Raw genomic sequence first — 23,397 nt, 5'->3', positions numbered from 1 at the left:
GGTTGTTATCTCTGTTCACTCTGTTATTTATTCGTAATCCACTTTAAATCGTAATGCGGCATAATAATCTCCCGCCTTTAACGGCTGACCATTACGGACAACCCGCAGGGTATAATCCAGACCCTCTTCATTTCCGTTCAGTAATAACGGCGGCATCACTTTACCGACACGGGCCGGATAACCCTGGTTATCCAGTATCTGCAGATTGATACCTTCCGCCTGACCGACAACCGAGAATTTATCCGGGGTTTCGCCCTGCAGACCATCAAAGGTCACCCGGACACGGCTCGCCGTATAAACCCGTTTGCCTGTTCCCGCCAGCTCACAGTTACGCAACCGCAGACGGAATTTCTTTTCAGGACCAGCGAAACTGTCCTGTAAATCACGAACCGGGGTCTCCCCCATGTCAATCGCCTGCCAGGTGTCTTCCATGGCCAGCGTGCAGGCCGGAGCAATCACCTGCCCCTTAAAACTTGCCCGGCCATGCCACCAGACATGCTCCTCTCCCCAGTACTCTGGCAGAGTCATCCCCGGCGGCGGAAAGGAGGGCGATGGCGCAGCCTGAGCCGCTGCACACAAGAAAAATGTTACCGAAAGGATCATGCGCCAGAACATGCAGTATTCCTTATTCTTTACCGGTAATCGCAGGGGCTGACGCCCCCTGCTTATCTGACGGTTAAAAACCGGAGAGGATGAATTACTGATAAGTCAGATTGAAGTTAGCTACAGCGGTGAAGTCACCTTCTTTCACAGTGCCGCCGGTAGCTTTTTTAACCCAGGAAGAATAATGCAGAGTATTATCGTTTGCTTTCAGACTCTGGGCTGCACCTGCCGTACCAAAAGACACCAGCTTGCCATCCTGACCAGAAATCACGACAGCAGTACCGGTATCACCGGCAGTGCCAAGTTCCGTTTGAGCACCAGCAACAGTCGCGCCAGTAAAGGTTACTGCAACTGATTTATTTGGTTCGCAGTTAACCAGTTTGATGTTCAGATCTTTCTTCACAGAAATACCATCGGCATTCAGTTGAGATTTAGAAATCTGGCCAAAATCAATGGACTGATCAGCAGATTCCGGAGCAATGCCACACGGTGCATCAATTACAGTACCTTTGAAGTTAACAACACCATGTCCCTGATTTGCAGTATTTGCAGCGCCCTGTGCCGGAGCTGCAGCATGAGCACCAAAAGAAACCAGAGTCGCCGCGACTGCAGCAGCCATAACAGTTTTAATCATTTTCATTAAAAAATTCCTTTGTTTTATAAAAGACGATAAAAAAATTATCCAGTACATAGCGACTGGTACAGTCACACTAAGAAAATAAAGTATGACCATAGCAATCGCCATTATTGGAAATGAATATAATACACGAAGATTTTATTTCTTTCCTTTAACAAAGGAACGCATTAAATCAACATTAAAGCCCCCTAAAAGAAATCCTCTAAACAATACTAACCGAGATTTAAAACCACAAAAAGACAAAAACTCGATCTTTTATGCTGCAACACACAGAAACACCAACACAATAAACCATTAAAAACGAAAAAATTAGGTAAACACACCAAAAAACATAACATAAACAGCAAAAAAGATCGAATTATAAACAATTCACAGGAAGATATCTTTTTTTATTTTTGTGACAGGAATAGAAATAATATAAAATCAAATTACTCTAAAACAAAAAATAAATACAGCGCAAAATATAGTAACCACGAAAACCGTTCACAGAAACAGAGCAAAATGAAATAAATATCGAAATAAAGAAACAAAACAAAAGAAACAAAAAATTAACAAAAGCATAAAAATACAACTCGCTTTAGTTTTACTTTCGTCTGCGCGCAATTAATACTCTTCTATAATTATCCGAAACAACATTTCTCCTGTAGCCATACGTATGTCGAAAAATGCCAGCCAGAAGGCCGGCACAGACAGAAAAATATTCAGTATCAGACGACAATCTGTTCCTGAGATTGGCGCAGACGATATGACCAGTTTCCCTAGTAATGCCCGGGCGTCAGCAACACCCGACGTCGCTCATTACACAGTGAGTTGCCAATCACCACTTCTCCGGCCACACCACACAGCGACAGTTGTATATACGCCATGCCGGCTGCCAGCGGGTCAATATCCGTTGACGACACCCACATCCTGCGGCATGCCGGATATCCCGAACGGTTCAGGGTGTCAGCCACAGCCAGAACCATACTGCCGGCACCACAGGCAGGTTCACGAAGCGTGATAAAGGGTTTGTTATCAAACAACGCTTTCACATTCCCCAGTTGCATCTGTGCCATCATGCTGGCCACGCTCCAGGGCGTGAAAAACTGGCCCCGGTATTTATCCCCCAGTTCCAGCTGCATGAACACGCTGCCCAGAAAGTCACAGAATCCCTGCTCCAGCCCCTCAATGACATGAGCAAGCAAATGCGCAATATTGATAACATCCTGCTTTTCATAACCACTGACGATTCGCAGGTACTTCTGCTCCCGTGCCTCACTGAACTGAAGACGGTTCTCCAGGGCAATCACACTGCAGCTGGCAAAGTCCTCAAACAGCTTATGGCGTCTGTGATAACGGGCGGTCTGATTAAACAGCGAAATAAATGCTTTCTGATGGTCGATAAAGGTGGCCATGTGTTTCTCCGTAAAAAAACAGGGAACACATGGCCCCGGGGAGGAACAGGTGTTCCCCTTCGTGCTGAAATGAAAGATGACAGGAAAAAGCGGGTGCCACGAATGTAACACCCTGAGGTTAATTACTGGCCTGAAGCCAGCGGAACCGGTAAAGGCGCGGCTTCTGTCTGTTCTTCAGTGCGCTCCTCCACCAGATACAGCCGGGGCTGAGGAAGTGTTTCCCTGCCCGGCCATTCGGCCTGCGGGTCACTGTCCGTATGTTCACCACCGTCATAACAGTTGTAACCCTGTATGCCCCTGACAGGCTCGCTGTACCAGTGCCGTATCTCACAGTCGAACACCTTCGAGATTTCACCAACCAGCTCACCTGAAGGCGGATACCAGGGCGTGTCAGTCAGCAGCACCAGACTGCTCATCTCATCACGCACCCAGCGGACATTGTGACCTGATGGCCACTCCACACCGTATATCCGACTGTAAAGGCTGGTCGTGGTGGAAATGCCCTGCAGCAGTCCACCGGAACCGTTCAGCTCTGTGGCCAGACGGGAGGGTATGACCATCAGCATGTCACAGGGCTGCGCCTGCTCCGGGTAATCCGACAGCCGGCTCCAGCAGGCCTCGGCATCAATGTGTTCACTCAGTCCGACCAGGCCAAACCAGTCAGAATACTGGCAGTGCATTAACGCGGTGATTATCTCCCGGGCATTATCCGGCAGATTCCCCCAGCGGACAGCGCCAATACATGACTGGTGATAAAGGCGGTCAATGCTCTTTATCGTCTCTTCATCCAGTACGGCATCTTTTACCAGCAGCCCCAGCCACTGTTCAAATGCCTGGTTAGCAGGAGATGACAACCCCGTACCGTGACGAACCAGCGCCGGATATGGCGGATACTGCGTCGTCCGGGTGGGTTTCACCAGTCCTGCACAACCGGCCAGAAACAGCTGTATACTCTGCTGTATGGCATGGCGGTAACGCGGTGTCTCACATCCTTCAATCCACTGCGTCAGCACATCCAGGCAGACTGACTTACCGGTAATTTCAAAACGATTCTGGCACCATTCAGACATGGTTTACGCTCCTCTTTTATCTGTCAGATGTAAAAAGAGGGCACTGTCCCGTGAGGAACAATGCCCTCACGGGATGAATGGCGGTCGGGTTACCCCCTCCGCCAGCAGTTCAGATTATGCGACCCGCGCCTGCGAAGCCCGCTGCATCAGTAAATACTCTGATGCTTCGCGTGCCTGCCGACAGGCGCGAAACAGCGCTTTTTTGTCAGACTTCAGGACCTTAAGCCATCCGTCAATATAACTTTCATGCTGTACGTCACCGGCAATTCCCAGATGTGCGCACAGAAAAGCACAGCCCATCTCGGCAATCAGCTCCTCGAACGCATATTCTGGGCTCTTACGACCGACAAAAGAGCTTATCCCGGTTCGCCGCAGACGCTTTTCATGACCAGTACTGTGTACCATTTCATGCAGCAGCGTGGCCCAGTAATCGGCCACTGAATCAAACTGTGACGACAGAGGCATCACGATACGGTCAGTGTCAGGCCGGTAGAATGCCCTGTCCTGTGGAAGCGACGAAACACTGACGCCACTGCCATTCAGTACCGGCAGCACCCGCTCACTGATGGTATCAGCCAGCAGTACATCTGCTCTGCCTTCCGCCTTCACCATCAGATGCTCAGGTAAACCGTCGCACTGTCCCACATTAAACAGAGGATTCGCTTTCAGTACCGGTACCGTTTCCATGAGCGGTTCCCCCTTACGGTCCGTCAGCCGGTTACCGTGCTCATCCACAGCCTGTCTTTTCCAGTCTTTGTAAATCACCGCCAGCGTGGCCACTTCCCCCTTACGGACATGACCACCCAGTTGTTGCGCCTGACGGTACGTCAGCCAGTGATTGCTGGCGTATCCGGCTTCATCCGCAGTCAGCCACAACAGCAGGACATTCACTCCCGTATAAGGCTTCCTGGTCAGGGCGTTTACCGGCATCATCTCCAGCACTCCCGCGCCGTTACGCGCAGAATGCCAGGGGCGTTTCCAGGGTGGAACTCCATTTTCAATGGCCGTCACAATCCTGTCGGTCACCAGTTGATACAGGTCACGTTCCGGCGCTTTGTTCGCGGCACGTGAAGTATGTTTTTTCGTTTTCATAAGAGCACGCTCCATAAAAAAGATGCACGCTCCCCGTACGGTGAGCATGCACCGTACGGTTAAATTAATAACGAAAATCAGACTGGCCGGACTTACCACAACGCCAGCATCACCAGTGAACGACGCTCAAAATCAAACGTCTTCAGCGTATCGCTGACCCACGCTTTTACGTCATTCACGTCATACCAGTAGTCATCAGCATAGTCTTCACCCCGTAAACGCGAGTTTCTGACATAAGGAAACAGCCTGTGGCAGTTCCCCGGCGTCAGCATACTGAGGTCACGCAATAATGCAGCCAGTGACCGGCGTGTTACCGGGAAAGTATGCTGCTCATCTGAAGCATCAGTATGATTAAGGAACCATGTCAGAAGCGGCATCACCTTACGGAAAGCCCCCACTTCCTGATGCTCCTGTGTTTCCACAACGGCACCATTCTGATGGTTATCACGAGCCATAAAGTAAATATCGAGTCCCATAACAATTCTCCTGAATAACGCAGGAACTCTCCCCACAGGGATATGTCCCTGCCGGGTTATATGAATGACGGAATACGTGATGACGTTATTCCGGGTAAATGAAAAGAAACAACGGCGTTCTGTCAGTGCCCACCGGTAAGTGCACGCAGCCAGTAAAGCTGATATTCAGCCTCTTCCAGTGCTGACCAGTCATCCGGGGATAACTGTCGCCCCTGACCGGACAAAAACTGCAGCAGCAAACGGTCAAATGCATCTCCCCTTACCGGGGTGGTTAATACAGACTCCGGAGCAGAAAAATTCTCATGTCCCAGGAATCGTTTTATCCATTTCAGCGGCAGTGACCAGCTGGCACCACCGGCAGTGGAATGAATGCGGAAACAATCCGGACACAGATTGTGCAGCAGCACAAACACCGTACGGGCAAAGAAATCCCCCGGCTGGCGTCCGAAATTCAGCTCCTTAAGCACCAGAATGTTCTGTCGATGCTCCCGTTCAATGGTGACATTCACCGACCACAGCCCGTCTGCAGACCGGCTGTAAAACGCCAGTGTATCCGTTACCGGAAACAACTCAGATGCCCGGGTCAGGGAGCCGAAATACGCATTCTGCGGCCGTAACGCCTCCGGCAACTGCCAGAAGGTTTCTGTTACGGCCAGAACAAAAGCATGCCACTGCTTTTCCGGTATTGTGGCAACCTGCTCAAGGGTATATACCGCCGGCTCACGGGTCGGACGTGAAGATAATTCAGACATGGAACATTCCTCATGGTCAGATTAAAAATAAACAACGGGGAATGCTTTCCTGACGGAGAGCACACCCCGTCAGGGTCAGGTTATGAACTACATCATGTCGTGCCGGGCAAAACAGGCATCCGCCCCGGCCGTCAGCTTTCCGGTACTGATACTGTCAGTCCAGATTTCATGATTAATTTCACGCCCCAGCGCCATCAGACTGTCAAGCGCCTGACGGGCCTGAACTCCCGGAGCAGGAATGTTCTCCTGCTCCAGGTCATACAGCAGCCAGCCCGGCGCCTCACCGGTATCCCACAGTTGCACGTATACCAGTGAAGGCTCCGTCTCATCATCCGGCTCCGGGGTAATACCCAGCCGTTGCCAGGCACGTAACCGCATCAGCTCACCTTCCAGTTGGCTGATATGCGCCAGCAGAGCAGACTGCGTCTGCAACGCTGAATAATGAACAAGTAAGGGTGAATACATAATGACCTCCGTCTGTTCAGGAAGTCCTGTCCCTGACGGAACAAAACTCCCGTCAGGGAAAACACCGGCGCAGACACACGGTGCAGTAAGTAAAAGAAAGACCGTTCAGTCTGCACCGGAAAAGTCGACACAGGCCTGCTTCAGGATGCCGGCTACACGTTGATTCAGACATTCAGTCCAGCCATCGTTCCATCCACGCTCCCATGGATTACAGACATCGTTACAGCCGTTCTTCCATGTCTTCCATACCTCCATCTCCATGACAGCCCCCAGCCTGTAGCCTTTCGCACGTATATGCCACAGAAACGGCCGGAAAAGTCCTGATTTCAGTTGGTCACCACCGCTTTCGTAGCCCAGATGACGTGCAATACCTTTAAGATATTCAAATGCTTCATTCTGCATTCCAGCCGCCTTTGCCAGCGAGCTGTACGCATCACGAAGTATCGTCATACCTTCCAGTTGATACTCACACCACGCACGGACAGCCGACACGGGTACGATTACCCGAAGAATGGTGCAGACACGCCATACAACAACGTAAAGGAGTATTAACAGACTATTCATGTGTTCACCTCAGAGACAAAAAATCACGGGAACACATCACCCCTGTGGGAAGCGTGTTCCCGACAGGGTAATAAATGATAAATCAGCAGGGCTGTACGACGCTTTCATCAGCCTGCAGACCAAACCGGTAACGCAGGGTGGTCAGTTGTTCCGCCATACGGCAGGCAGCATGCCAGGTCCTGCGACGGGATATCCGCCCGGTAAACCGGTTCAGACAAATGACCTCACGCGGCAACGGCTGATACCAGCCGGTGTACTCGTTGCGGTGCATTCCCTGCCGGTAGTACAGGCAGGGTGTCCAGACACCGCCCCGACGGAACATACAGACCCGGACGCTCAGATTGCCGGCCGGATTGGTGTACCAGCGACTGTAATATGACAGGTTATTGCGAGAAAAAAATACCCGCAACTGAGCCGTCATTCGCCGGAAAAAAGAAGAGATGCCCGGTTCAGGGCACAAAATAAACGTTGACATAAAGACTCCTGTAAAAAGAAACGGGAGTCTTCGCCCCGACGGACAAAAATACCCGTCAGGGGACAGAAACATCAATACGGGATTAACGCTTCAGCTCAGTAGAACTCATTCGAAATATTCATTTCTGTCAATATAGACACACTGAGTCCAGCCATCGCGCCAGCCGTACTCCCATGGATTGTACCTGCACACACGTGCCTCCATTTCTATAAGAGCACCCAGCGCATGGCCTTTCGCACATATATGCCACAGAAACAGCCGGAGAAATCCTGATTCCAGCTTTTCATCGCCGCTTTTGTAACCCAAATAATGTGCGAGGCCTTCAAGATAACCGGACACCCCCTCCGGAGGAAGAGGTGCTTCTCCTTCACGCATTTCTGCCGCCTTTGCCAGTGTGCGGTACGTATAACGAAGGATCGACATGCCCTCCAGGTGATACTCACACCACGCACGGGCCGCTGACTCTGGTGCGATTACCCGAAGAATGGTGTAGACACGCCATACAACAACGTAAAGGAGTATTAACAGACTATTCATGTGTTCACCTCAGATACAGAAAAATCACGGGAACACATCTGCCCTGCGGGAAGCATGTTCCCGACAGGGTAATAAACGACAAAACAGCAGGGCTGCACGATGCTTTTATCGCCAGCACAGTCGAAGATAAAATGCCATGCGCCACTGCCATCAGACAGGGTGCATAACTGCCATGCGGACCCCCCCCCCGCACAGATTAAGTATAAAAAGCCCTCATCGTCGCGTCATAATGCGCTTTTTGTGACGACATTCTGCTCTCAAGAGCGCGCAGATTTGCCCCATTCACGTGGAATGCACCGTCCTTTCAGGCTCAGGAGGTGTTGAATGCAGCCACCCGAAGGCGTTCCTCACAGACTGCCGGAACATTGGTGGTCACCCAAAGGTGACAGAATTAACATGCTTATTTTCTGTTGCTCTGTTTATCCTGTCAAGATTACGTTATCAGCAATTCTGTTTATGTATGATCAGATCTCCATTATCATCAAACAGATCACCAAACCATGTATTTACAGATGATGTAATATCAGATGAGATTGGATCATATGTCCCATTTTTCAGGGCATAAACAATTTCCGGAATCACCGGAATAATAACCGTATTATCCACTTTCAGCGAAAGGCTCCGGTGATCCGGTTTACATCTGAGAACACCACCCATTTCCGACCACAATTCAACCACCGTTTTTTTGGAATAAAATAATCACCGCCAGCTTTATCATCAAAATATACTGACTCAAAATAGCGGCAAATCATGGCACATGTATCAGATTCATTCAGTGGCGTTTTACAGCGGTAATGCACCATAATATCCACATAATCATCCTCACTATCCAGTACAATATCCCTGATATAACGAACCGCTTTTATTTCCATCAATATATGATACATCACACATCCTCCTGTATTATTCCTGAATATCACCGTTTTTAAAGTAAACCTGTTTCACATAACGCCCCCGACCGTCCCCATGGCCTAAATCCATAGAAACCCGTGCATATATCTCTTTATCACTCACCCCATCTTTTCGATAAAAACGTCTGGCCTCCTGAGAAAAATGGTAACGCATACTGTGAGGTGATTTTTCTCCGGTTAATCCAGCCTTACGAACATGATAGCGATAAACATCTATTGCTTGTTTTATATTCGGGCGATCGATAAGCTTTCCACTCTGTTCATTCATTATTTTCTCAGCATAACTCAGAGCCTGTCTGACAACATCACGATCGGTAATAATAGTATCCCGGGGGCGCCCACCTTTTGTGCCAAATACAATCAACAGAGAATTGTGCCCCGATTCCAGAGCCCGCATCCACGACTTAACTGATTTACATGACTGGACTGCTTCCTTCGTTCGCAAACCCAGTACATAAGAAAGTTGCATTGCCGCTGCAACACCGGGATTCTTTTTTTCCACCTCTGTAAATGCCTTCCGGAATTCCTCCGGTGGCAACGGTATTTTTTTTCCATCCCGGCATGTATTTGTCAGACCAAGCGTCTCATTACTCAGTAAAGGGTTATCAGGAGCGGCTAATTTATAACGACCGTCCTTCTGTAAAATAGCTCTCATCACCGCCCTTTCATTCTGAATAGTCCGGTGAGAAATCCCCTGCGCTTTTCTGCTCAGAAGATACCCCTGAAAATGCCTCGTATTGATACTGTGGGTGTCCCGCAGCTTTATTCCGTTTTCCCGTAAATAATTCAGAAAATATTTTGCAATACGAACCCTGTCGGCTTTTGTCGCATAACTGCCGCCACACTCCCGGGCAAGAGTAATGAAATCCTTGCGAAACATCTCAACTCTGGAACGCTGCGATTTTCTGCTCATACATGCTTCTCCTGGTGACATACGGATACAGAAATCCATCCGCTTATACTGAACAACTGCACAAACAGTCTTCCCGGATAAACAGACTAATACATTGATATTGTTAGTTTTACGTCGTTTCGGACGGCTCTGTAACGCGGTTGCTCGCCTTCCTGGCTCGTATGATGTCTATGTAGCAGAGCGTGCACGTGTTGAGTTTTTACAGGAGTTCGCTACCTGTGCACCAGGGCGATGTTTTACTCCCCGTCAGCCAGCGCTGACGCCTCCAGACATCAGAACGAATTTACATTTTTCCTCTTAATATCAGATGGTTGATACATATCTTTATGTATTAACGAAGTTAAGACAGTCGTCCGGGGCGGCCGTCCGTGAAAACGGACGCTCCGGAAAGGACGTGAATACGTCACAGAAAACGGACCTAAAATCGCCGAAATTTTCAACAAAAAGCTGATCACGAGCGACGATCTTCTGTCAGGCCGTAAATGACGCGGCTTTCAGGACGTTTTTTCGCGGCGTCACTTGGTGTTCCCTTCGGTCGCACACAAGTGACGCCGCGCAGCTTCAAACTCCACATACGCACGCAAGCGGCCAGATTTCAGATGGCCTTATGTCGTGCGTACAGTCGTAAGAAGCCCGGGGCGAATGCCCGAACAGATTAAAGACGCCAATCCGCAGTTTTGCGGATGACTACAGACCGATCGTAGCGGTACTGGATGGAAGTAAAAAAAGCCCTCATCGTCGCGTCATAATGCGCTTTTTGTGACGACATTCTGCTCTCAAGAGCGCGCAGATTTACCTCATTCACGTGGAATGCACCGTCCTTTCAGGTTCAGGAGGTGTTTAACTAGCCACCCGAAGGCGTTCCTCACAGGCTATACGGAACATTGGTGGTCGCATAGCGACAATTACAGCGGGGAAAGACTAGCAAGGCGGGGGTTTATATGTCAAGACTTCCCATTACACACACAAACTCTATAATTTGAATTATGTTCTATAATTAAAAAGGCATTGCTCATGGAGAAGAATGACAAAGTACATCTAATGGAAGAAAAGGCGTACCGTTTTGGGAAAACATTAAAAAAACTTCCGCTATGGGGATGGGGAATAATAGCGCTCATTACTATGATTATTCTATTCAATATACATTATTCATATATTTTATCTCTGCCTTTCTTATGGTTTTTGTGGTATGTATTTATACGAATTGATGACAAGCCATGGATTGAAAATTATCCTACACTGGAGGAATACTGGCGCATTCACCCAGATACGAAAACAAAAAATGGAATAAAGTGTTATTACTGTGGCTCTAACCAGATAAAAAGTTATCTGTGGAACAATAAGCAAGGAAGACGAGTTCATTATTGTTTTCAGTGCCGTCAGGATTTATATCGAATAAAAGACTTTTAGTCTATATATCAGAGAATGGAGGACCACCTCCATTCTCATCATAAAATTCACCTACTGACACAATATGCAGGACCAGCATCAGATAATTTTTTGCCAATTGAAGAACAATACTCCGCTGTTTTGGACAATTCCCAGCTTCGGCCGAAATCGAACGATAAAACAGCCACCACTATAATTAATAAAGCGAAAAGAATTTTCCTCAACACAATCCCACCATAATTACCTGATTGTACCTTCAGCAACACCTTTAATATTTAACATTAATTTCTTAAGCTCTTCACTATTCAGTCGTTTGTCCGATGGGGATTTAAATGTAATGTATAATTTACTCCCTGCTCCATTTTTTTCCAACTCAATAGTCAGATGATCGTATTCATTCCAGTCATTCCCCATTTTATAATAACTTCCCGGCATAGCCTCCCATTCCTGATTCGCATCTGTAATTGCGCCAGCGACCCAACTACCATTTCTGTCTTTTTTACGAATAGCATCAACTTCATCATTTGATACAAACTGATAATATCGCTTCAGACGCGCAGCTGCAGTATCAATATCAACGGGCACAGAATATTCCTGTGTACTGGATTTTGTCGCTGGTTTTTGCGCCTGAGCTAAAAATGGCATTCCATTTGAATCCGTAGACGATGAGTTTCCACGCAATGCCCCCGTTAAAGCAAAAGCACCATCACTAATTTGCTTGTTAACCGAAGCAATTTCATCAACAGAACAGGCAGTTAACGCCAGGCATGAAACACAAACCAATAACAATTTTTTACTCAACATTTACACCTCCTTTTGAGACATTTATCGGTAGATTCTGTATGGTTTTTCACCTATATTTATACAAAAATGGCTTATAGTTTGAACATTAAATTCATCACATAGGACTGAAAATTAGGAGTTTTTCTTATGAAAACGACTAACAAAGCCGCTTATCTCAGAGGACAACGGTTTGCCATTCAGTGGAAACGACTCGTAAGAACGCTTCGTCAGTGGGACAACTTCTGGGTTCATGCGGCCAGAAAAAGACATCTGCCAACCTGGACTGGACGGCTCCCGCTGGCTATTGGATTAACCGGAATTGTGGTTTGTGCACTCTTCAGTATCACGGCAGTTCTCGGGTGTCTGGCGTTTACATGGGCTGTTGCATACATTTTTCAATGCATAGGTAGTGGAGTTAATACGCCACATGATTGCTTTGACGAAGAATATAGCCTTAATAAATGCGATATTAATTTTAAATATAAGGGCCCTAATCTCGATCATGGCCCTATGGGGTGGGGAGTTTATGATGGTAATGGCGTTAGAATTGATAAAGACTAACCAAGATTACAGGAAATCAGGATGTAATCCCTGATTTCCTAGTTGCTCATTTGTTACTTTTAGGCTGTTGACGTTCCATTACCTGTTGGTTTGATGCCCCTCCACCCGACATCCCTCGCATTCCAGCCTTTTGCAATATATCCACTGCACTGCCTCCGGTATTTTGAGCTTGTCTGGTGCCATCTCCCATACTTTGAGCTATCCCTCCCCCAATCTGTACCCCGGCCCAGGATAATGCCCCCATCCAGACCGCTGGCAGAATCAGGAACATACTGCCCATCACCAGATTCATAATCAGGTCATCCGAGGTATTCTGAAACCCTGCCATATTGAAGCGACTGTGCGTTCCCGAACTGTACAGCGCTGTAAACATCCATGAATCCAGCCATCGTGCCAGCTCCCACCAGAACGTCAGGAAATTAGTCGCAAAAATCACAAACGTCAGTGTAATCACCGTCTTTATCTCGTACGCCGCAAACGCCAGAATCAGCGGTAACATCACGTAAATAGCCATCAACAGGATCCCCTGTACCATGGGTAATGCCTGTCGCATCGCATCCAGGGCCGGAAACGCCGCCAGACTCCCCAGCGCCATGCCCCCCGTTGAGAACACGCGGGTCACCGCGTTATCCAGCGACAAATCCGCATTCCCGCCATAACCAGCATAGGCTCTGCCACCATGTGACACTGTCATATTCACCGGACTGACCAGACGGCGTATCACCGCTTCTTCATACTCCTTGCCTGTATTCCCGATCATTTTCATCGTCGCTGACAGACGCAGCCACATACCGGGGTCAGCCTGCTTCATCACCCGACTTTTCAGCCCGACATCCGCCTCATTCCACCACTCATTACAGGTCGGGTAACCACCACGACCTGTGTTTGGTCGCCCGCTGTCCCTGGCCTCATTCCACGGGAATGCACTTCTCGGCATCTTCGACTGCAGCGCATTGTAATAACGCGACTGGAATGTCCTGCTGCCAATCCACTCAATATCCCGCAGCGTATTTTTATCCGTTGTCATTCCCTGATCCTGGTGCTTCCAGCTGTACAGCGCCAGTGAGTAGCAGTCATTGGTGAAATCCTGCAGTTCTTCAATCAGCGCCTTATTGTTGATTCGGGTATGCTGAACCTCAAAACGCATCTGTCGCATATCAGGCGAACAGGGAATGGATGCCACGGCGGCCTGAGTCACCCCTTTTGAAAGTTTGTGCACCATCAGCCACCACAGCGGGATCTGCGCCGTTTTACCGTCCATGCTGGAAATCACGCCTGCATACCCGGTCTTATCCGGCGCCTTCGGCGTCCATGTCCCACACTGCTTCGCCCGGTTGCCGTCATACTCAACAGTCCCCAGACTGACATTGACCAGCGGCACACAGCAACTGATAATCACAAAGAATCCCATGTACAGCGCATGTTCAATACGGGGCAGCGAGAGCAGTCCCTTATTCCCCTCATCCTCCCCTTCTTCCCTGACCCGCAGCCAGATCCCAATAACCTTAAATACCAGCGGCAGTGCAAACAGCCCGGTTCCCAGCAGCACATCCCACAGGCCATTATTAATCAGCCAGCCCAGCAGGGTCAGAAAATATTCAAGATAGCTGTTTGTTGTCATCATCAGCCTCCCTGCGCCTTCAGCAGCGCGTATTCACAGACCAGAATAAACGCCACACTGGCGCAACAGATACGTATCAGTGGCTGGCGGTATTCCGCCCGGAATCCCGGTGCATGCGCGATACGCCAGATACCCCAGCCCAGCAGGATATAAATGCACAGACGCCAGAGCAGCCAGCCAGAACGGTGAGCCCGCATCCACGTACTGAATGCGGCAGTTCCTTCCGGATGACGAATGGCCATATCCGCAATGAACAGCGCCACCACCATAAATGCCAGCAGGATACCGCCTGTGAGCAGCACCGCTTTCAGACGCTGACGGGCGTTACGTTTATTCATCTTCACCTGTTCCCTGCTCCAGTTGATTAATTCGGGTATCAGAGCTGTCTGCACTTTCCGTCTGCGGGTTAACGCCAACTCGCTGATTCTCACGTTCAATAATGGTCAGCACGCTGTTGCGGGCCAGTTCACGCTTCAGCTCCATCTCGTTTCTCAGCGCAGCAATCTCCCGATCCAGCGCTTCAATACGACGCTCTCCCTCTGCCAACGCATCATCCTGTAACATCGCATTCGGTTCAGACATTCCCGTCACGATCATTCTGCGCATCAATAGCGCCGTCTCCACCGTATCTGCCATTGCCAGTTCGCCGGCCAGACGTCCGGTCAGTGCAGCATTATCCGGATCCCGTTGTAGCGCCTTAATCACTCCGGCCGTTACTGTCAGACTGCCTGACCGGAGTTTAGCCAGATTTGCTGCTGTCGGTTTTTCAGTACCATTAACCAGCTTTACCAGTTGCTCCGTATTCACTTTCACCGCTTCTTCCAGCATCGGCGTGAATCCGGTTCCGGCGATCGCACCAGACTGCTGCTCTTCACCACCACTGGTGCATTCATTTGCTTTACTACAGGTTCGCATAGTGCGATCACCCAGCACTTTCACCACCGCCTTTGCCGCCTCTTCAGCATTACTGAACTTACTGCACACACTTCCGGTACAACTGGTACTCCCGACCATTGATGTACTGGTAACCGGCAGGTTATTCATCATGTTAAAACCCGCTGCTGCCAGATCATGTGTGGGACGGATAGCTGGTTGCCCTGCACCTCCCCGTTTCTGACCACCAATCCAGCTACGTCCTGAATTTCCTTTAAAATTCTGCGCCTGATGATCAATACGAATGGCATCCGCTTCACCACTGTTGACCAGTGACTTGTACTCCTCCATAACCGCAGCCTGTGTCCACTTGCTGCTGTCCGAGAACTCCATCATGCGCTTCGCCATGTTCTGGCAGTTCAACTGTGCCTTGTCGAACGCCACATTTGCCTGTAACACCCCGTTAGTCAGGGCGTCATACAACCCCGGATTAGCCCGCTGGATAACCATCGCCGGCAGGCTGGCCACCGCGCCCGTTGCCCCCTGTATCACATCCCCCATCAGGTTTTTAAAACCGTCCGTCACCCCGTTCAGCTGATTACCCACCGTGGTTTTCAGGTCAAAGTTGCCGCACATCAGGTTGCTGCTCCAGCCAATATCCACCCCGAGCTTCTTCATGTTGCTCCGGGTCGCCGGCTGAGATATCACTGACCCACCTCCCAGGGTGTAAAACAGTTTGTCCGAAATGGCACCATCAATGGATTTCCCGTACCCAATGGCACTGTCATTCACCTGTGGCAGGGAGAGACCGAACGTACTGCGTTCATTCTCCGCCGCACTGGCCACAGAGCTGCAGGCCAGCATGACAGCCAGTGCCACGACGTTTGTCAGTTGTGGTTTATGCTTCATGATTTGCTTTCCTCTAAAAATTCGTACTGCCCAGGAATTTCTGGCCCCGCTTTTTGCAGCAACTGTAGGGACGCCACAGGGCAAACGCGGCATTACCGTCCTCCGGCGCGGCATGACTGCCATCCGGGAATACGGCACAGGATGAAGAAACTGAAGGGGTCAGGCGCTGCCACTTGTGATTACGGGTGCCGGTGTTTTCTTCCACCGCATCCGGTGGCCAGTAGCCATCCTTTTTTCGGCCTTTCAGCGACTGATAGACGTGAGGTTCTCCTGTGCGTGTGATGATATCCGCCACCCGCTGGGCAACCAGGGCTGCCGCTTTGTCATCATCGGTCTGGCTGACAAAACCGGAACGGGGGTAGATATTTCCCCACATGCCTGCATTACGCTGACTCCCCAGCTCCCGTCTGCCGGGTATCATGGCTTCGGGATACAGGGATTCAGGCATGCCGGTACGCCAGGCAAGGCTGTCCAGCGTGCTGAGAAAATAAGGCCTCAGTGGCGTGGCAGCAGACTCACACGAATACCCGGGAATGCTGCCCCCGATAAGCAACGTGGCCGGATGCCCCAGCGCATCCGCGTATTTGAAACGGATGGCAGATTTACGCTGCCCCGGCGATTTCATATCTGCCGGGTTTCCCCCGCCAGCAGACAGCCCGGCAATCCCGCTACTGATGGTGTTCTCCACACCGCCGGATGCCTGACTGACCAGAGCCATTTCCCGCCAGGGATTACCGCCCGGTGCGGTATAGGTGGACACCACTGCTTCAGGGATAAAATGTGAGACCCTCACGGATGTTCTGACCCGACACCCCGACCAGGAGCAGTGCAGCCAGTAACAGATACCGCTGACCCGCCAGCTGATGCAGCTCTGAGAGACAGCACCGGCCACTATCTGTGCCGTATTCAGGGAAGCGTCAGCCACAGAGACGGTCGCCGTACACAGCAGCAGAGCACCGGCATAACGTCGTGTTCGCAGACCCGTCATGGCTGACCTCCCTGACTCCGGAGTCGTTCAGCCCGTGCCACATCGGTGGTGCCGTACACCACTTCCCGGTCATCGAACACCACCGCCGGGTATTTTTTAAGCCCCAGCGACCAGGCGTGGGTCACATGGCGATAACGTTCTGCAAGGTCAGCCTGTGCAGACTGCCATTCAGGAGACTGCATGTGTTCACGAACAGCTGCCTCAGCGGCTTCAGGGTCAGCCGGCAACGGACCAAAAAAAGCATCCTGCAGTTGCTGTGGCCCGTCGAGCAACACAACCTGTACATCAGGGGGCGGATTAACCGGCAGATGTGCCGAGTCGGTATAAACGGTAGTGCCGGCAACTGATATCACCGGCAGGGTAAGAAAGGAATACAACAGCTTCCGGTACATGGAATGACTCCGTCAGACAATACATACCTGACAGCGTGCGCAGAACCACCGGGAAGGTCATCAATAAATTCAAAACCGGAAACTGAAAATTAACGACATCAAACCAGGAATTTTTCCACCATTTTATTATTGCCTGTCAGTCCGCCAGATATCAGAATAGGTTTCGGGTATGCCACCTGAAAAACTGAGAGTGTTCCCTCTTTTTGACGACCTGGAAATCTGATACCTGAGGGAACACTCTCTTCTTTTCGGATAAGGCGTTATCACGTCTCTTTTAACCTCATGAAGCTGACATCCCCTGTGATAACGCCTTATCCCAAAGTTCACCGGGTATTCTGCCTCTCTGTTTCAGACAAATAACCCGCTTACATTATAACTTTGATGTATTATAACCTGCTGTCATCTGTATCATCAGGTGGCTGATAAGGAGGCGGCAGGATACCGTTTATCTGCGTGCAGACCACCGGTCAGACCCGCCGCCATTGTTTATAATGTCTGATTTGTATAATCCGTAAACATGACACTGATACCTGCGAAATTAACAACCCGCGCCCTTCTGGCTTTATCCTTATTCTTCGCTGCCAGCCTGCCCGGACAGGCGGCTGTTACCGTCACTGAAGGCAAACAGTACACAAAACTGGATAACCCGGTAAAAGATGCACCACCAGTCGTGGAATTTTTCTCATTCTACTGCCCCGCCTGCAGCAGCTTCTACAGCCCTTACCAGGTCAGTAAAAATATTGAAAACATTCTGCCTGAAGGGGGGAAAGTTGAAAAATACCATGCCAGTTTTATGGGGGCGATGGGAAAACAGCTCACTGAAGCCTGGTCCATTGCCAGGGCACTGGGTGTGGAAGACAAAGTGGAAGGCCCCCTGTTTGAAGCCGTTCTGAAAGAGCGCTCGGTAAAAAGCGAAGACGATATCAGGGCGGTATTCATTCAGGCCGGCGTGGATGCCGGTGAATTTGATGCCGCCAGAAACAGCTTTATGGTAAAAACGATGACCGCCCGCCAGGAACAGGCTGCTGAGGAATTTGGTCTTACCGGAACGCCGGCTTTTTATGTCAACGGTAAGTACCAGATTAAAAACAACGGTATTAAAGACGGCTCCACAGAAGGCTACGGAAAGGAATTTGCCGAAGTGGTGCGTCAGTTGATGATGACAAATCCCTGACGTATTCCGGTCGTTATATCCGCTCTGCCTGTTCCGGAATACAGGCAGAGCTGCGGGTATATAAAATAAAAAAACGGGCAATCATGCCCGGAAATCTGATATCTCAATGTAAGTAAGCCATCATTCGTGTTTAATATCATGATGAAACATTCACCTGACAGAGACAGAATGTTATCACCATATAACCTTCATTTTTATTGCAACGTGATATTTTCAGACTTTTTCGTTCTCAACCGCCACACAACGAAAGTCTTCCACCCGAACTTTATCGCCAAAAGAGCGACCGGGCTCTTTCGGAATGGAAAACATTTTCTCACACTCTGTCCGGGTCATCCGGTGGTCTGAATAACGGGTCCAGAGCACCGGCAGATTACCGGGCTTCATTATCGTTGCCGTAATTCTGTAACGCACAGCCATACTTCATCTCTGTAACCAGTATATCTTCGACTGAGCCATCACCAGTGACGTAAGCGCGAAAAAAAGTCAGCGGAGCAGCAATGGCTCATGCGAAGACAGACTAAAAAAAGCCCGCGTCTCCTGCGGGCGAACCGTCCAGAGCAATAAAAAAACAATGAAACAACTTTACCCTGAAAATTCTGCCCGTAGCCTTCTGCTGATTTCAACTCCTGAAAAATTTTTCGGATTTTTCCCGTCGGTCAGTTTCGGAAATAAAAAAACCGCACCGGAGTGCGGAAAACGATGGAAATAATGCTGGTAATAAGAGTAGATTGCATAACAATAAGTGTCTGCCCGTTCATAATAACGAAAGTCATCCATCATCTGTAATACTCTGATTTATTTTTCAGACTTTTTCATCAGTCGTGCCCCGCGAACGCGATGCCTCCCTGAGTGTTTTTCTCTTTCCTTTCCCCTTTCTGATACTGAAAATAACTTCTTTAAGCCCCAACGACACGACATATACCACGACCAACAGAATCAGTGCGACAGACAGAAAAAACCATGGGTCATCAATTATCCGTTCCCTTACCGGCCCCAGCCCTCCCGGTAAATCATAACCAGAGTTCATACTTCATCCCTCTTTATTTAATCTGAAATACGCCATATATCACTGTCACCCCGGTCAGTGCGGGCACCGGAGCAGCATTAAAATCAGTGCACATATCCCCTCACTTTAACTCAGCCAGCCACAGCAGCAGATAACACAAATCAGCAGCATCGGTCACCGGGATATACCAGCGGGGATGTGCATACTCCTCCTCCGACGGCCAGCCCTCATGACCACTTACCGTCAACAGAAGATGCACCTTCTGACCCGACCGCCCTTCCAGTGCCACCGCCACGCTGCTGTTCACTCCCACACGCTGAGGCTGACAACAGATACGCGTCACCGGCCCCAGCAGCTTCTGCAGATGTCCGCGCAGACGCTCAAGATTATCCCGGGTGGCACGGCTGGCACCGGGCTGCCCCTGTGGCGGCAGCACAAACACACTTCCGGCAGGGTGCACCTGTGAAACCTCTTCCGGCTCCGGATATTTCAGACACAGCATCGTCTTACTCCCCGTCAGTCAGCCCACGCAGCCTGTCCAGCTTCCGGGCCACATGAAATGCGGCTTCCAGTTCGCTGCACTGATGCGCTTTCATTAACGCCCGACGCTCCGCCTTCTCCTCCTTCTCCGTCATCCCCAGCGCGAGGTAAATACTCGGGGGCACCACCGGAACAGCGCCTCCACTTTCTTCGCCAGCACCACCCCTTCCGTGTAACACCCCGACAGTTTGCCGGCTGACAGCAGCACCGCTTTCTGCTCCTCTGTCAGGGCCTTAAAGCGGGCAATGTTATTCACCTCCTCCGGCGGCATGGTCAGACACACCCACCACTCGGCCATATTCAGCATCTTCTCGGCGACATCCGGATAGTCCTTCAGGTTCTGCGTGGCCAGCCACAGCCAGGCACCCAGCTTGCGCCACATTTTCACCACCTTGTCATGTACGGGGACAGCAACGGATTCACCGTCACAATGTGTGCCTCATCCACCGCAAACAGAATATCCCGCCCCAGATACTGGTCACGCTCCGCGATGTTGTTAATCATGTTGGTCATCGACACCATGGTCAGCGCCATCTGGGCTTCATACCCCTCACGGGCCAGATGCCCCAGATCAATCAGCGTCACATCCGCCTCCGGCCACAACGCCCCCTCACGGTTAAACAGCTCTGCCTCAAAACTGCCCGGCTGGGTGAACATCCCCAGCGCTTCCGCCATCTCTGCCGCTTTCGTCCGCCGGAGTTCATTTCGCTGACTGTCCCGGGAGATTTCCCACAGTGCCGACTGCAAATCCGCCGGCAGCATCTGGCGTCCCTCCCGGTATGTGGTGTGCGTGGCCATCAGCAGGGCTTCGCGGATCATCGCCCTGTCCGCCCGTTTGAGTGCCGCCTCTTCCTTCGGATCCCCCCCGGTGATCATCATGCGGGCAGAAATCTCCATTTCTCCCAGGATATCGCGCTGCTCCTCATTCTCGTCCTGCGTGTCATCATCAATATCCGGCAGTGTCTGTTCATCCACATCCTGCAGGGTCTGTCCCTGTGCCACCAGGTGATGCGCGTCCGCAAACGGCGGCAGGCTGACACCGGTGCCCGGTTTCACGCTGATTTTGTTGACGCTCAGCCCGAGGCTCTCAAAATAATCAGCAAGCAGCCCGAACGAGTTACCAGCCTCAGCAATAAAAAGACGGGGGCGATGTACGGCCATGATCTGCGACAGCGAGGAGCACAGCGTGGCGGATTTCCCGGCGCCGGTCGGACCGAACAGCAGCAGGTGCGCATTCTGGGTGCGATCCAGTTTATTCAGCGGATCAAATGTCAGCACATCCCCCCCCCGGTTAAAGAAACTGAATCCGGGATGACCGGTGCCTGTTTCCCGCCCGGTCACCGGCAGGAGCCCCGCCAGATGCTGCACCCACATCAGACGCGTGTACCACTGCTTCCTGTCCGTATCCGGGTCAAAACACATGGGCAGCGCACGCAGCCAGCTGTTCAGTGGCCCCACATCAAACTCCGGACGTACCGGCTGCAGGCCGGCGCCCAGCAGTGCCGTGGTCAGAGCCACCCGCTTACGCTTCAGGCTGTCCATATCCTCTGCCCGTAACAGAAAACTGATCCCCGCCCGGTAAAGTTTGTGGCGGTTCCCCAGATATTCCTTCACGGTGGCCACATCCTGACGGGCACGAATGGACTCTGTGTTTTCCCCGACCGCATTTTTTGACAGACGGGTAAAACGCTCCTCGAGTGTGTCCTGCGGCTGTACCACAATGGTCATGCACAACAGGGTACCTTCAGGGAACGTATCCATCAGGGCATTCACCGTCTTTTCGCCCCGGGCCTTCTCACCGGTCAGCGTCCCCGGCGCCGGAGGCGTACGCAGTTTCTCCACCACCACGGCGGCATGCGGAAGTCCGTCCAGCCACCACACACCGTTTTCCGGATCCGACACCGGCGGCGTGAACCAGAGACTTTCCGCAAAGTCGGTCATCACCGGCATCATACCCTCCGGGGTCTCCTGCGGTGCCGCGCGAGTGGCCAGACGGTACAGTGTGTCCCTGTCCACCCACTCTGGTCGGGGATTGAACAGTCTGAGCAGCCAGCCATGCACCTGCAGACCGTTCATACGGGTACAGCGCACCCCCGCCCCGCCCAGCGCCCCCACCACGCGTTCACACACCTGGTTCAGCATCGCCACCGGCGGCATCGGGTCATGGCTGTTTTTCCCGATACGGCGGTACACCACCATCCGGGTCCGTCGCTGCTGACCACGCCAGGGCTGACCGGTCACCAGCGTGTCCGTGAAAAGCCCTTCCGGGCGGGCAATTCCCCGCAGATGCCGTTCCATCTCACCCAGCCAGGCCTCTGTAAAAGCCGTGCGCTGCGCATGGGGCTTAACATACCCCTTCAGATGGTCAAGATACGCATCCACATCATTTTCATCCTGACAGAAGAACTGCACCACCCAGGGGTGGGTGTCGTATTCATCAAAGCTGTCCTGCAGGGCATCCTCCACCGTGTCACGGATTTGCTCAAGACGCTCTGCCGTGCGCCCTTCCGTGGCTGCCGGTGTCACCTCATACACCGCCCCGACAGACACCCCGTCATCCAGCAGCAGGCACTGCTCTTCATCCAGGTATTCCACCCAGGGCAGAAAATCAATAATGGACGGGCCCGCATGGTAAATCTTCGCCTCCTCCCGGCGGGTCATTCGCCCGGGGCGGGTCAGGTTACGGGGAGTACCGGCGTCATCGCCTCCTGAATGCTGCGCGCATTCTGCTGACACGGTCGTCTCTGCAGATATTGCCGGTTTCACGTTCTTTTTAAACAGCGGGAAAACCATCTTACTTACGCCCTTAACATACGTTGATAAACTGCCGGCATCACGCCGGCACCATCACTCAGCTCATCTGCCCCGTCAGAACGCTGCCGTGCGTTCACCGGGCATCGCATACTGCGTCTGGCTGTAAAATGAAAACACCGTGCTGTAGCCCGGTACCGGTGAGTTCCCCTCTGCAAGGTGCGGAAAGACATACATCACCATGTCCGGGTTGGGCAGGCGTGGAAACTGCTGGCTGATTTCACTCTCCTGTGTCCGGCTGTAACTGCGGTCCGTCTGCGCTGCGTCCTGCTGTTCCGTTTCTGTCAGCGGACGCCGCAGTGTGTCACGGGCTGCCGCAGCAGAACGGGCGCTTCCGCCGCCAGACTGCCCCTGCCAGATTTCCAGCATCGTCTGGTCACCGGCGGGCAGCAGTTCCTCTTTTGATGTCGCACAGCCGTACAGTGTCAGCGTGACGGTAATCAGGGTCATTACAGAAAAAA

General features: G+C 51.2%; 25 protein-coding genes and 1 pseudogene. 2 read left to right on the top strand and 24 right to left on the bottom strand.

The genetic code is table 11. From position 1 onward, the window contains the following. Positions 1-27: 27 nt before the first annotated feature. The 14 genes from FEM44_RS13195 to FEM44_RS13130 all read right to left on the bottom strand — a co-directional run bounded on the left by FEM44_RS13195 (position 28) and on the right by FEM44_RS13130 (position 12,082). Complete coding sequence (locus tag FEM44_RS13195; protein ID WP_135524104.1) at positions 28-615, bottom strand: fimbrial protein; 588 nt, start codon at positions 613-615, stop codon at positions 28-30. An 82-nt stretch (positions 616-697) separates the two neighbouring features. Next, positions 698-1,243 (bottom strand): fimbrial protein, encoded by a 546-nt coding sequence (locus FEM44_RS13190; RefSeq protein WP_135524119.1) that lies wholly within the window; start codon positions 1,241-1,243, stop codon positions 698-700. 755 nt (positions 1,244-1,998) lie between these two features. After that, on the bottom strand, positions 1,999-2,634 hold the full coding sequence (locus tag FEM44_RS13185) for an N-6 DNA methylase (protein ID WP_135524105.1): 636 nt from the start codon (positions 2,632-2,634) through the stop codon (positions 1,999-2,001). A 122-nt stretch (positions 2,635-2,756) separates the two neighbouring features. Then, positions 2,757-3,704, bottom strand: coding sequence for a DUF1281 domain-containing protein (locus FEM44_RS13180; RefSeq protein WP_135524106.1), 948 nt, complete (start codon positions 3,702-3,704; stop codon positions 2,757-2,759). 114 nt (positions 3,705-3,818) lie between these two features. After that, the gene (locus tag FEM44_RS13175) at positions 3,819-4,796 is read right to left on the bottom strand and encodes an ArdC family protein (RefSeq protein WP_135524107.1); all 978 of its coding nucleotides are present in this window, start codon (positions 4,794-4,796) and stop codon (positions 3,819-3,821) included. A gap of 92 nt (positions 4,797-4,888) precedes the next feature. Beyond that, positions 4,889-5,272 (bottom strand): hypothetical protein, encoded by a 384-nt coding sequence (locus FEM44_RS13170; protein WP_135524108.1) that lies wholly within the window; start codon positions 5,270-5,272, stop codon positions 4,889-4,891. A 122-nt stretch (positions 5,273-5,394) separates the two neighbouring features. Continuing rightward, the gene (locus FEM44_RS13165; protein WP_135524109.1) at positions 5,395-6,024 is read right to left on the bottom strand and encodes a hypothetical protein; all 630 of its coding nucleotides are present in this window, start codon (positions 6,022-6,024) and stop codon (positions 5,395-5,397) included. Between the two features lie 87 nt (positions 6,025-6,111). Then, complete coding sequence (locus FEM44_RS13160; RefSeq protein ID WP_135524110.1) at positions 6,112-6,489, bottom strand: hypothetical protein; 378 nt, start codon at positions 6,487-6,489, stop codon at positions 6,112-6,114. A gap of 105 nt (positions 6,490-6,594) precedes the next feature. Beyond that, complete coding sequence (locus FEM44_RS13155; protein WP_135524123.1) at positions 6,595-7,053, bottom strand: hypothetical protein; 459 nt, start codon at positions 7,051-7,053, stop codon at positions 6,595-6,597. Positions 7,054-7,135: 82 nt separating this feature from the next. Then, positions 7,136-7,528: a hypothetical protein gene (locus FEM44_RS13150; protein WP_113379720.1), complete on the bottom strand. Its 393-nt coding sequence runs from the start codon at positions 7,526-7,528 to the stop codon at positions 7,136-7,138. A 105-nt stretch (positions 7,529-7,633) separates the two neighbouring features. After that, entirely contained in the window at positions 7,634-8,065 is a 432-nt protein-coding gene (locus FEM44_RS13145) for a hypothetical protein (protein ID WP_115439820.1), read from the bottom strand. Positions 8,066-8,673: 608 nt separating this feature from the next. Beyond that, entirely contained in the window at positions 8,674-8,955 is a 282-nt protein-coding gene (locus tag FEM44_RS13140) for a hypothetical protein (RefSeq protein ID WP_135524122.1), read from the bottom strand. A gap of 13 nt (positions 8,956-8,968) precedes the next feature. After that, the gene (locus FEM44_RS13135; RefSeq protein ID WP_135524121.1) at positions 8,969-9,889 is read right to left on the bottom strand and encodes an integrase domain-containing protein; all 921 of its coding nucleotides are present in this window, start codon (positions 9,887-9,889) and stop codon (positions 8,969-8,971) included. Positions 9,890-11,518: 1,629 nt separating this feature from the next. Further along, positions 11,519-12,082 (bottom strand): hypothetical protein, encoded by a 564-nt coding sequence (locus tag FEM44_RS13130; protein WP_000949412.1) that lies wholly within the window; start codon positions 12,080-12,082, stop codon positions 11,519-11,521. 126 nt (positions 12,083-12,208) lie between these two features. On the opposite strand from FEM44_RS13130, the gene FEM44_RS13125 reads away from it, so the two are divergent. Then, on the top strand, positions 12,209-12,622 hold the full coding sequence (locus FEM44_RS13125) for a hypothetical protein (RefSeq protein ID WP_135524191.1): 414 nt from the start codon (positions 12,209-12,211) through the stop codon (positions 12,620-12,622). A 46-nt stretch (positions 12,623-12,668) separates the two neighbouring features. Here the strand turns inward: FEM44_RS13125 and FEM44_RS13120 are convergent, their stop codons facing one another. The 5 genes from FEM44_RS13120 to FEM44_RS13100 are packed head-to-tail and all read right to left on the bottom strand — an operon-like array spanning position 12,669 to position 17,405. Further along, on the bottom strand, positions 12,669-14,243 hold the full coding sequence (locus FEM44_RS13120; RefSeq protein ID WP_138159249.1) for a conjugal transfer protein TraG N-terminal domain-containing protein: 1,575 nt from the start codon (positions 14,241-14,243) through the stop codon (positions 12,669-12,671). Positions 14,244-14,245: 2 nt separating this feature from the next. Continuing rightward, a complete protein-coding gene (locus FEM44_RS13115; RefSeq protein WP_001422118.1) occupies positions 14,246-14,581 on the bottom strand; it encodes a hypothetical protein in 336 nt (111 codons plus the stop codon). Then, on the bottom strand, positions 14,574-16,025 hold the full coding sequence (locus tag FEM44_RS13110; RefSeq protein ID WP_138159052.1) for an integrating conjugative element protein: 1,452 nt from the start codon (positions 16,023-16,025) through the stop codon (positions 14,574-14,576). Before FEM44_RS13110 ends, FEM44_RS13115 begins: the two co-directional genes overlap by 8 nt. Before the next feature lie 13 nt (positions 16,026-16,038). Next, a complete protein-coding gene (locus FEM44_RS13105; RefSeq protein WP_135524189.1) occupies positions 16,039-17,013 on the bottom strand; it encodes a TIGR03756 family integrating conjugative element protein in 975 nt (324 codons plus the stop codon). Beyond that, positions 17,010-17,405, bottom strand: a complete 396-nt coding sequence (locus FEM44_RS13100) for a TIGR03757 family integrating conjugative element protein (protein ID WP_135524188.1) — start codon at positions 17,403-17,405, stop codon at positions 17,010-17,012. The genes FEM44_RS13105 and FEM44_RS13100 overlap by 4 nt, the downstream gene beginning before the upstream one ends. Before the next feature lie 517 nt (positions 17,406-17,922). On the opposite strand from FEM44_RS13100, the gene FEM44_RS13095 reads away from it, so the two are divergent. Beyond that, the gene (locus FEM44_RS13095) at positions 17,923-18,579 is read left to right on the top strand and encodes a DsbA family protein (protein ID WP_135524187.1); all 657 of its coding nucleotides are present in this window, start codon (positions 17,923-17,925) and stop codon (positions 18,577-18,579) included. A 213-nt stretch (positions 18,580-18,792) separates the two neighbouring features. Here FEM44_RS13095 and FEM44_RS13090 read toward each other — a convergent pair whose 3' ends face one another. From FEM44_RS13090 to FEM44_RS13070, 5 genes and pseudogenes are all read right to left on the bottom strand, one after another. Next, entirely contained in the window at positions 18,793-18,996 is a 204-nt protein-coding gene (locus FEM44_RS13090) for a DUF1187 family protein (RefSeq protein WP_096147722.1), read from the bottom strand. A 385-nt stretch (positions 18,997-19,381) separates the two neighbouring features. Beyond that, on the bottom strand, positions 19,382-19,606 hold the full coding sequence (locus FEM44_RS13085; protein WP_135524128.1) for a hypothetical protein: 225 nt from the start codon (positions 19,604-19,606) through the stop codon (positions 19,382-19,384). Positions 19,607-19,706: 100 nt separating this feature from the next. After that, positions 19,707-20,087, bottom strand: coding sequence for an acetyltransferase (locus FEM44_RS13080; protein ID WP_135524201.1), 381 nt, complete (start codon positions 20,085-20,087; stop codon positions 19,707-19,709). 4 nt (positions 20,088-20,091) lie between these two features. Further along, a pseudogene (locus FEM44_RS13075) lies at positions 20,092-22,786 on the bottom strand (conjugative transfer ATPase). 207 nt (positions 22,787-22,993) lie between these two features. After that, on the bottom strand, positions 22,994-23,386 hold the full coding sequence (locus FEM44_RS13070; protein ID WP_112935046.1) for a TIGR03751 family conjugal transfer lipoprotein: 393 nt from the start codon (positions 23,384-23,386) through the stop codon (positions 22,994-22,996). Positions 23,387-23,397 lie beyond the last annotated feature (11 nt).

Origin of the sequence: Escherichia sp. E4742, from assembly GCF_005843885.1 — a bacterium.
In the GTDB taxonomy this organism is placed as follows: Bacteria; Pseudomonadota; Gammaproteobacteria; order Enterobacterales; family Enterobacteriaceae; genus Escherichia.
The sequence above is the reverse complement of the archived record's forward strand: the minus strand, read 5'-3'. Positions and strand labels throughout refer to the sequence as shown.

Coding starts and splice junctions, on each gene's coding strand:
- FEM44_RS13145 (WP_115439820.1), bottom strand. CDS start 8,065: ATGAATAGTCTGTTAATACTCCTTTACGTTGTTGTATGGCGTGTCTAC.
- FEM44_RS13085 (WP_135524128.1), bottom strand. CDS start 19,606: ATGAACTCTGGTTATGATTTACCGGGAGGGCTGGGGCCGGTAAGGGAA.
- FEM44_RS13175 (WP_135524107.1), bottom strand. CDS start 4,796: ATGAAAACGAAAAAACATACTTCACGTGCCGCGAACAAAGCGCCGGAA.
- FEM44_RS13185 (WP_135524105.1), bottom strand. CDS start 2,634: ATGGCCACCTTTATCGACCATCAGAAAGCATTTATTTCGCTGTTTAAT.
- FEM44_RS13090 (WP_096147722.1), bottom strand. CDS start 18,996: ATGGCTGTGCGTTACAGAATTACGGCAACGATAATGAAGCCCGGTAAT.
- FEM44_RS13125 (WP_135524191.1), top strand. CDS start 12,209: ATGAAAACGACTAACAAAGCCGCTTATCTCAGAGGACAACGGTTTGCC.
- FEM44_RS13135 (WP_135524121.1), bottom strand. CDS start 9,889: ATGAGCAGAAAATCGCAGCGTTCCAGAGTTGAGATGTTTCGCAAGGAT.
- FEM44_RS13080 (WP_135524201.1), bottom strand. CDS start 20,087: ATGCTGTGTCTGAAATATCCGGAGCCGGAAGAGGTTTCACAGGTGCAC.
- FEM44_RS13155 (WP_135524123.1), bottom strand. CDS start 7,053: ATGAATAGTCTGTTAATACTCCTTTACGTTGTTGTATGGCGTGTCTGC.
- FEM44_RS13105 (WP_135524189.1), bottom strand. CDS start 17,013: ATGACGGGTCTGCGAACACGACGTTATGCCGGTGCTCTGCTGCTGTGT.
- FEM44_RS13170 (WP_135524108.1), bottom strand. CDS start 5,272: ATGGGACTCGATATTTACTTTATGGCTCGTGATAACCATCAGAATGGT.
- FEM44_RS13115 (WP_001422118.1), bottom strand. CDS start 14,581: ATGAATAAACGTAACGCCCGTCAGCGTCTGAAAGCGGTGCTGCTCACA.
- FEM44_RS13095 (WP_135524187.1), top strand. CDS start 17,923: ATGACACTGATACCTGCGAAATTAACAACCCGCGCCCTTCTGGCTTTA.
- FEM44_RS13195 (WP_135524104.1), bottom strand. CDS start 615: ATGTTCTGGCGCATGATCCTTTCGGTAACATTTTTCTTGTGTGCAGCG.
- FEM44_RS13120 (WP_138159249.1), bottom strand. CDS start 14,243: ATGACAACAAACAGCTATCTTGAATATTTTCTGACCCTGCTGGGCTGG.
- FEM44_RS13100 (WP_135524188.1), bottom strand. CDS start 17,405: ATGTACCGGAAGCTGTTGTATTCCTTTCTTACCCTGCCGGTGATATCA.
- FEM44_RS13165 (WP_135524109.1), bottom strand. CDS start 6,024: ATGTCTGAATTATCTTCACGTCCGACCCGTGAGCCGGCGGTATATACC.
- FEM44_RS13190 (WP_135524119.1), bottom strand. CDS start 1,243: ATGAAAATGATTAAAACTGTTATGGCTGCTGCAGTCGCGGCGACTCTG.
- FEM44_RS13150 (WP_113379720.1), bottom strand. CDS start 7,528: ATGTCAACGTTTATTTTGTGCCCTGAACCGGGCATCTCTTCTTTTTTC.
- FEM44_RS13110 (WP_138159052.1), bottom strand. CDS start 16,025: ATGAAGCATAAACCACAACTGACAAACGTCGTGGCACTGGCTGTCATG.
- FEM44_RS13130 (WP_000949412.1), bottom strand. CDS start 12,082: ATGTTGAGTAAAAAATTGTTATTGGTTTGTGTTTCATGCCTGGCGTTA.
- FEM44_RS13180 (WP_135524106.1), bottom strand. CDS start 3,704: ATGTCTGAATGGTGCCAGAATCGTTTTGAAATTACCGGTAAGTCAGTC.
- FEM44_RS13160 (WP_135524110.1), bottom strand. CDS start 6,489: ATGTATTCACCCTTACTTGTTCATTATTCAGCGTTGCAGACGCAGTCT.
- FEM44_RS13070 (WP_112935046.1), bottom strand. CDS start 23,386: ATGACCCTGATTACCGTCACGCTGACACTGTACGGCTGTGCGACATCA.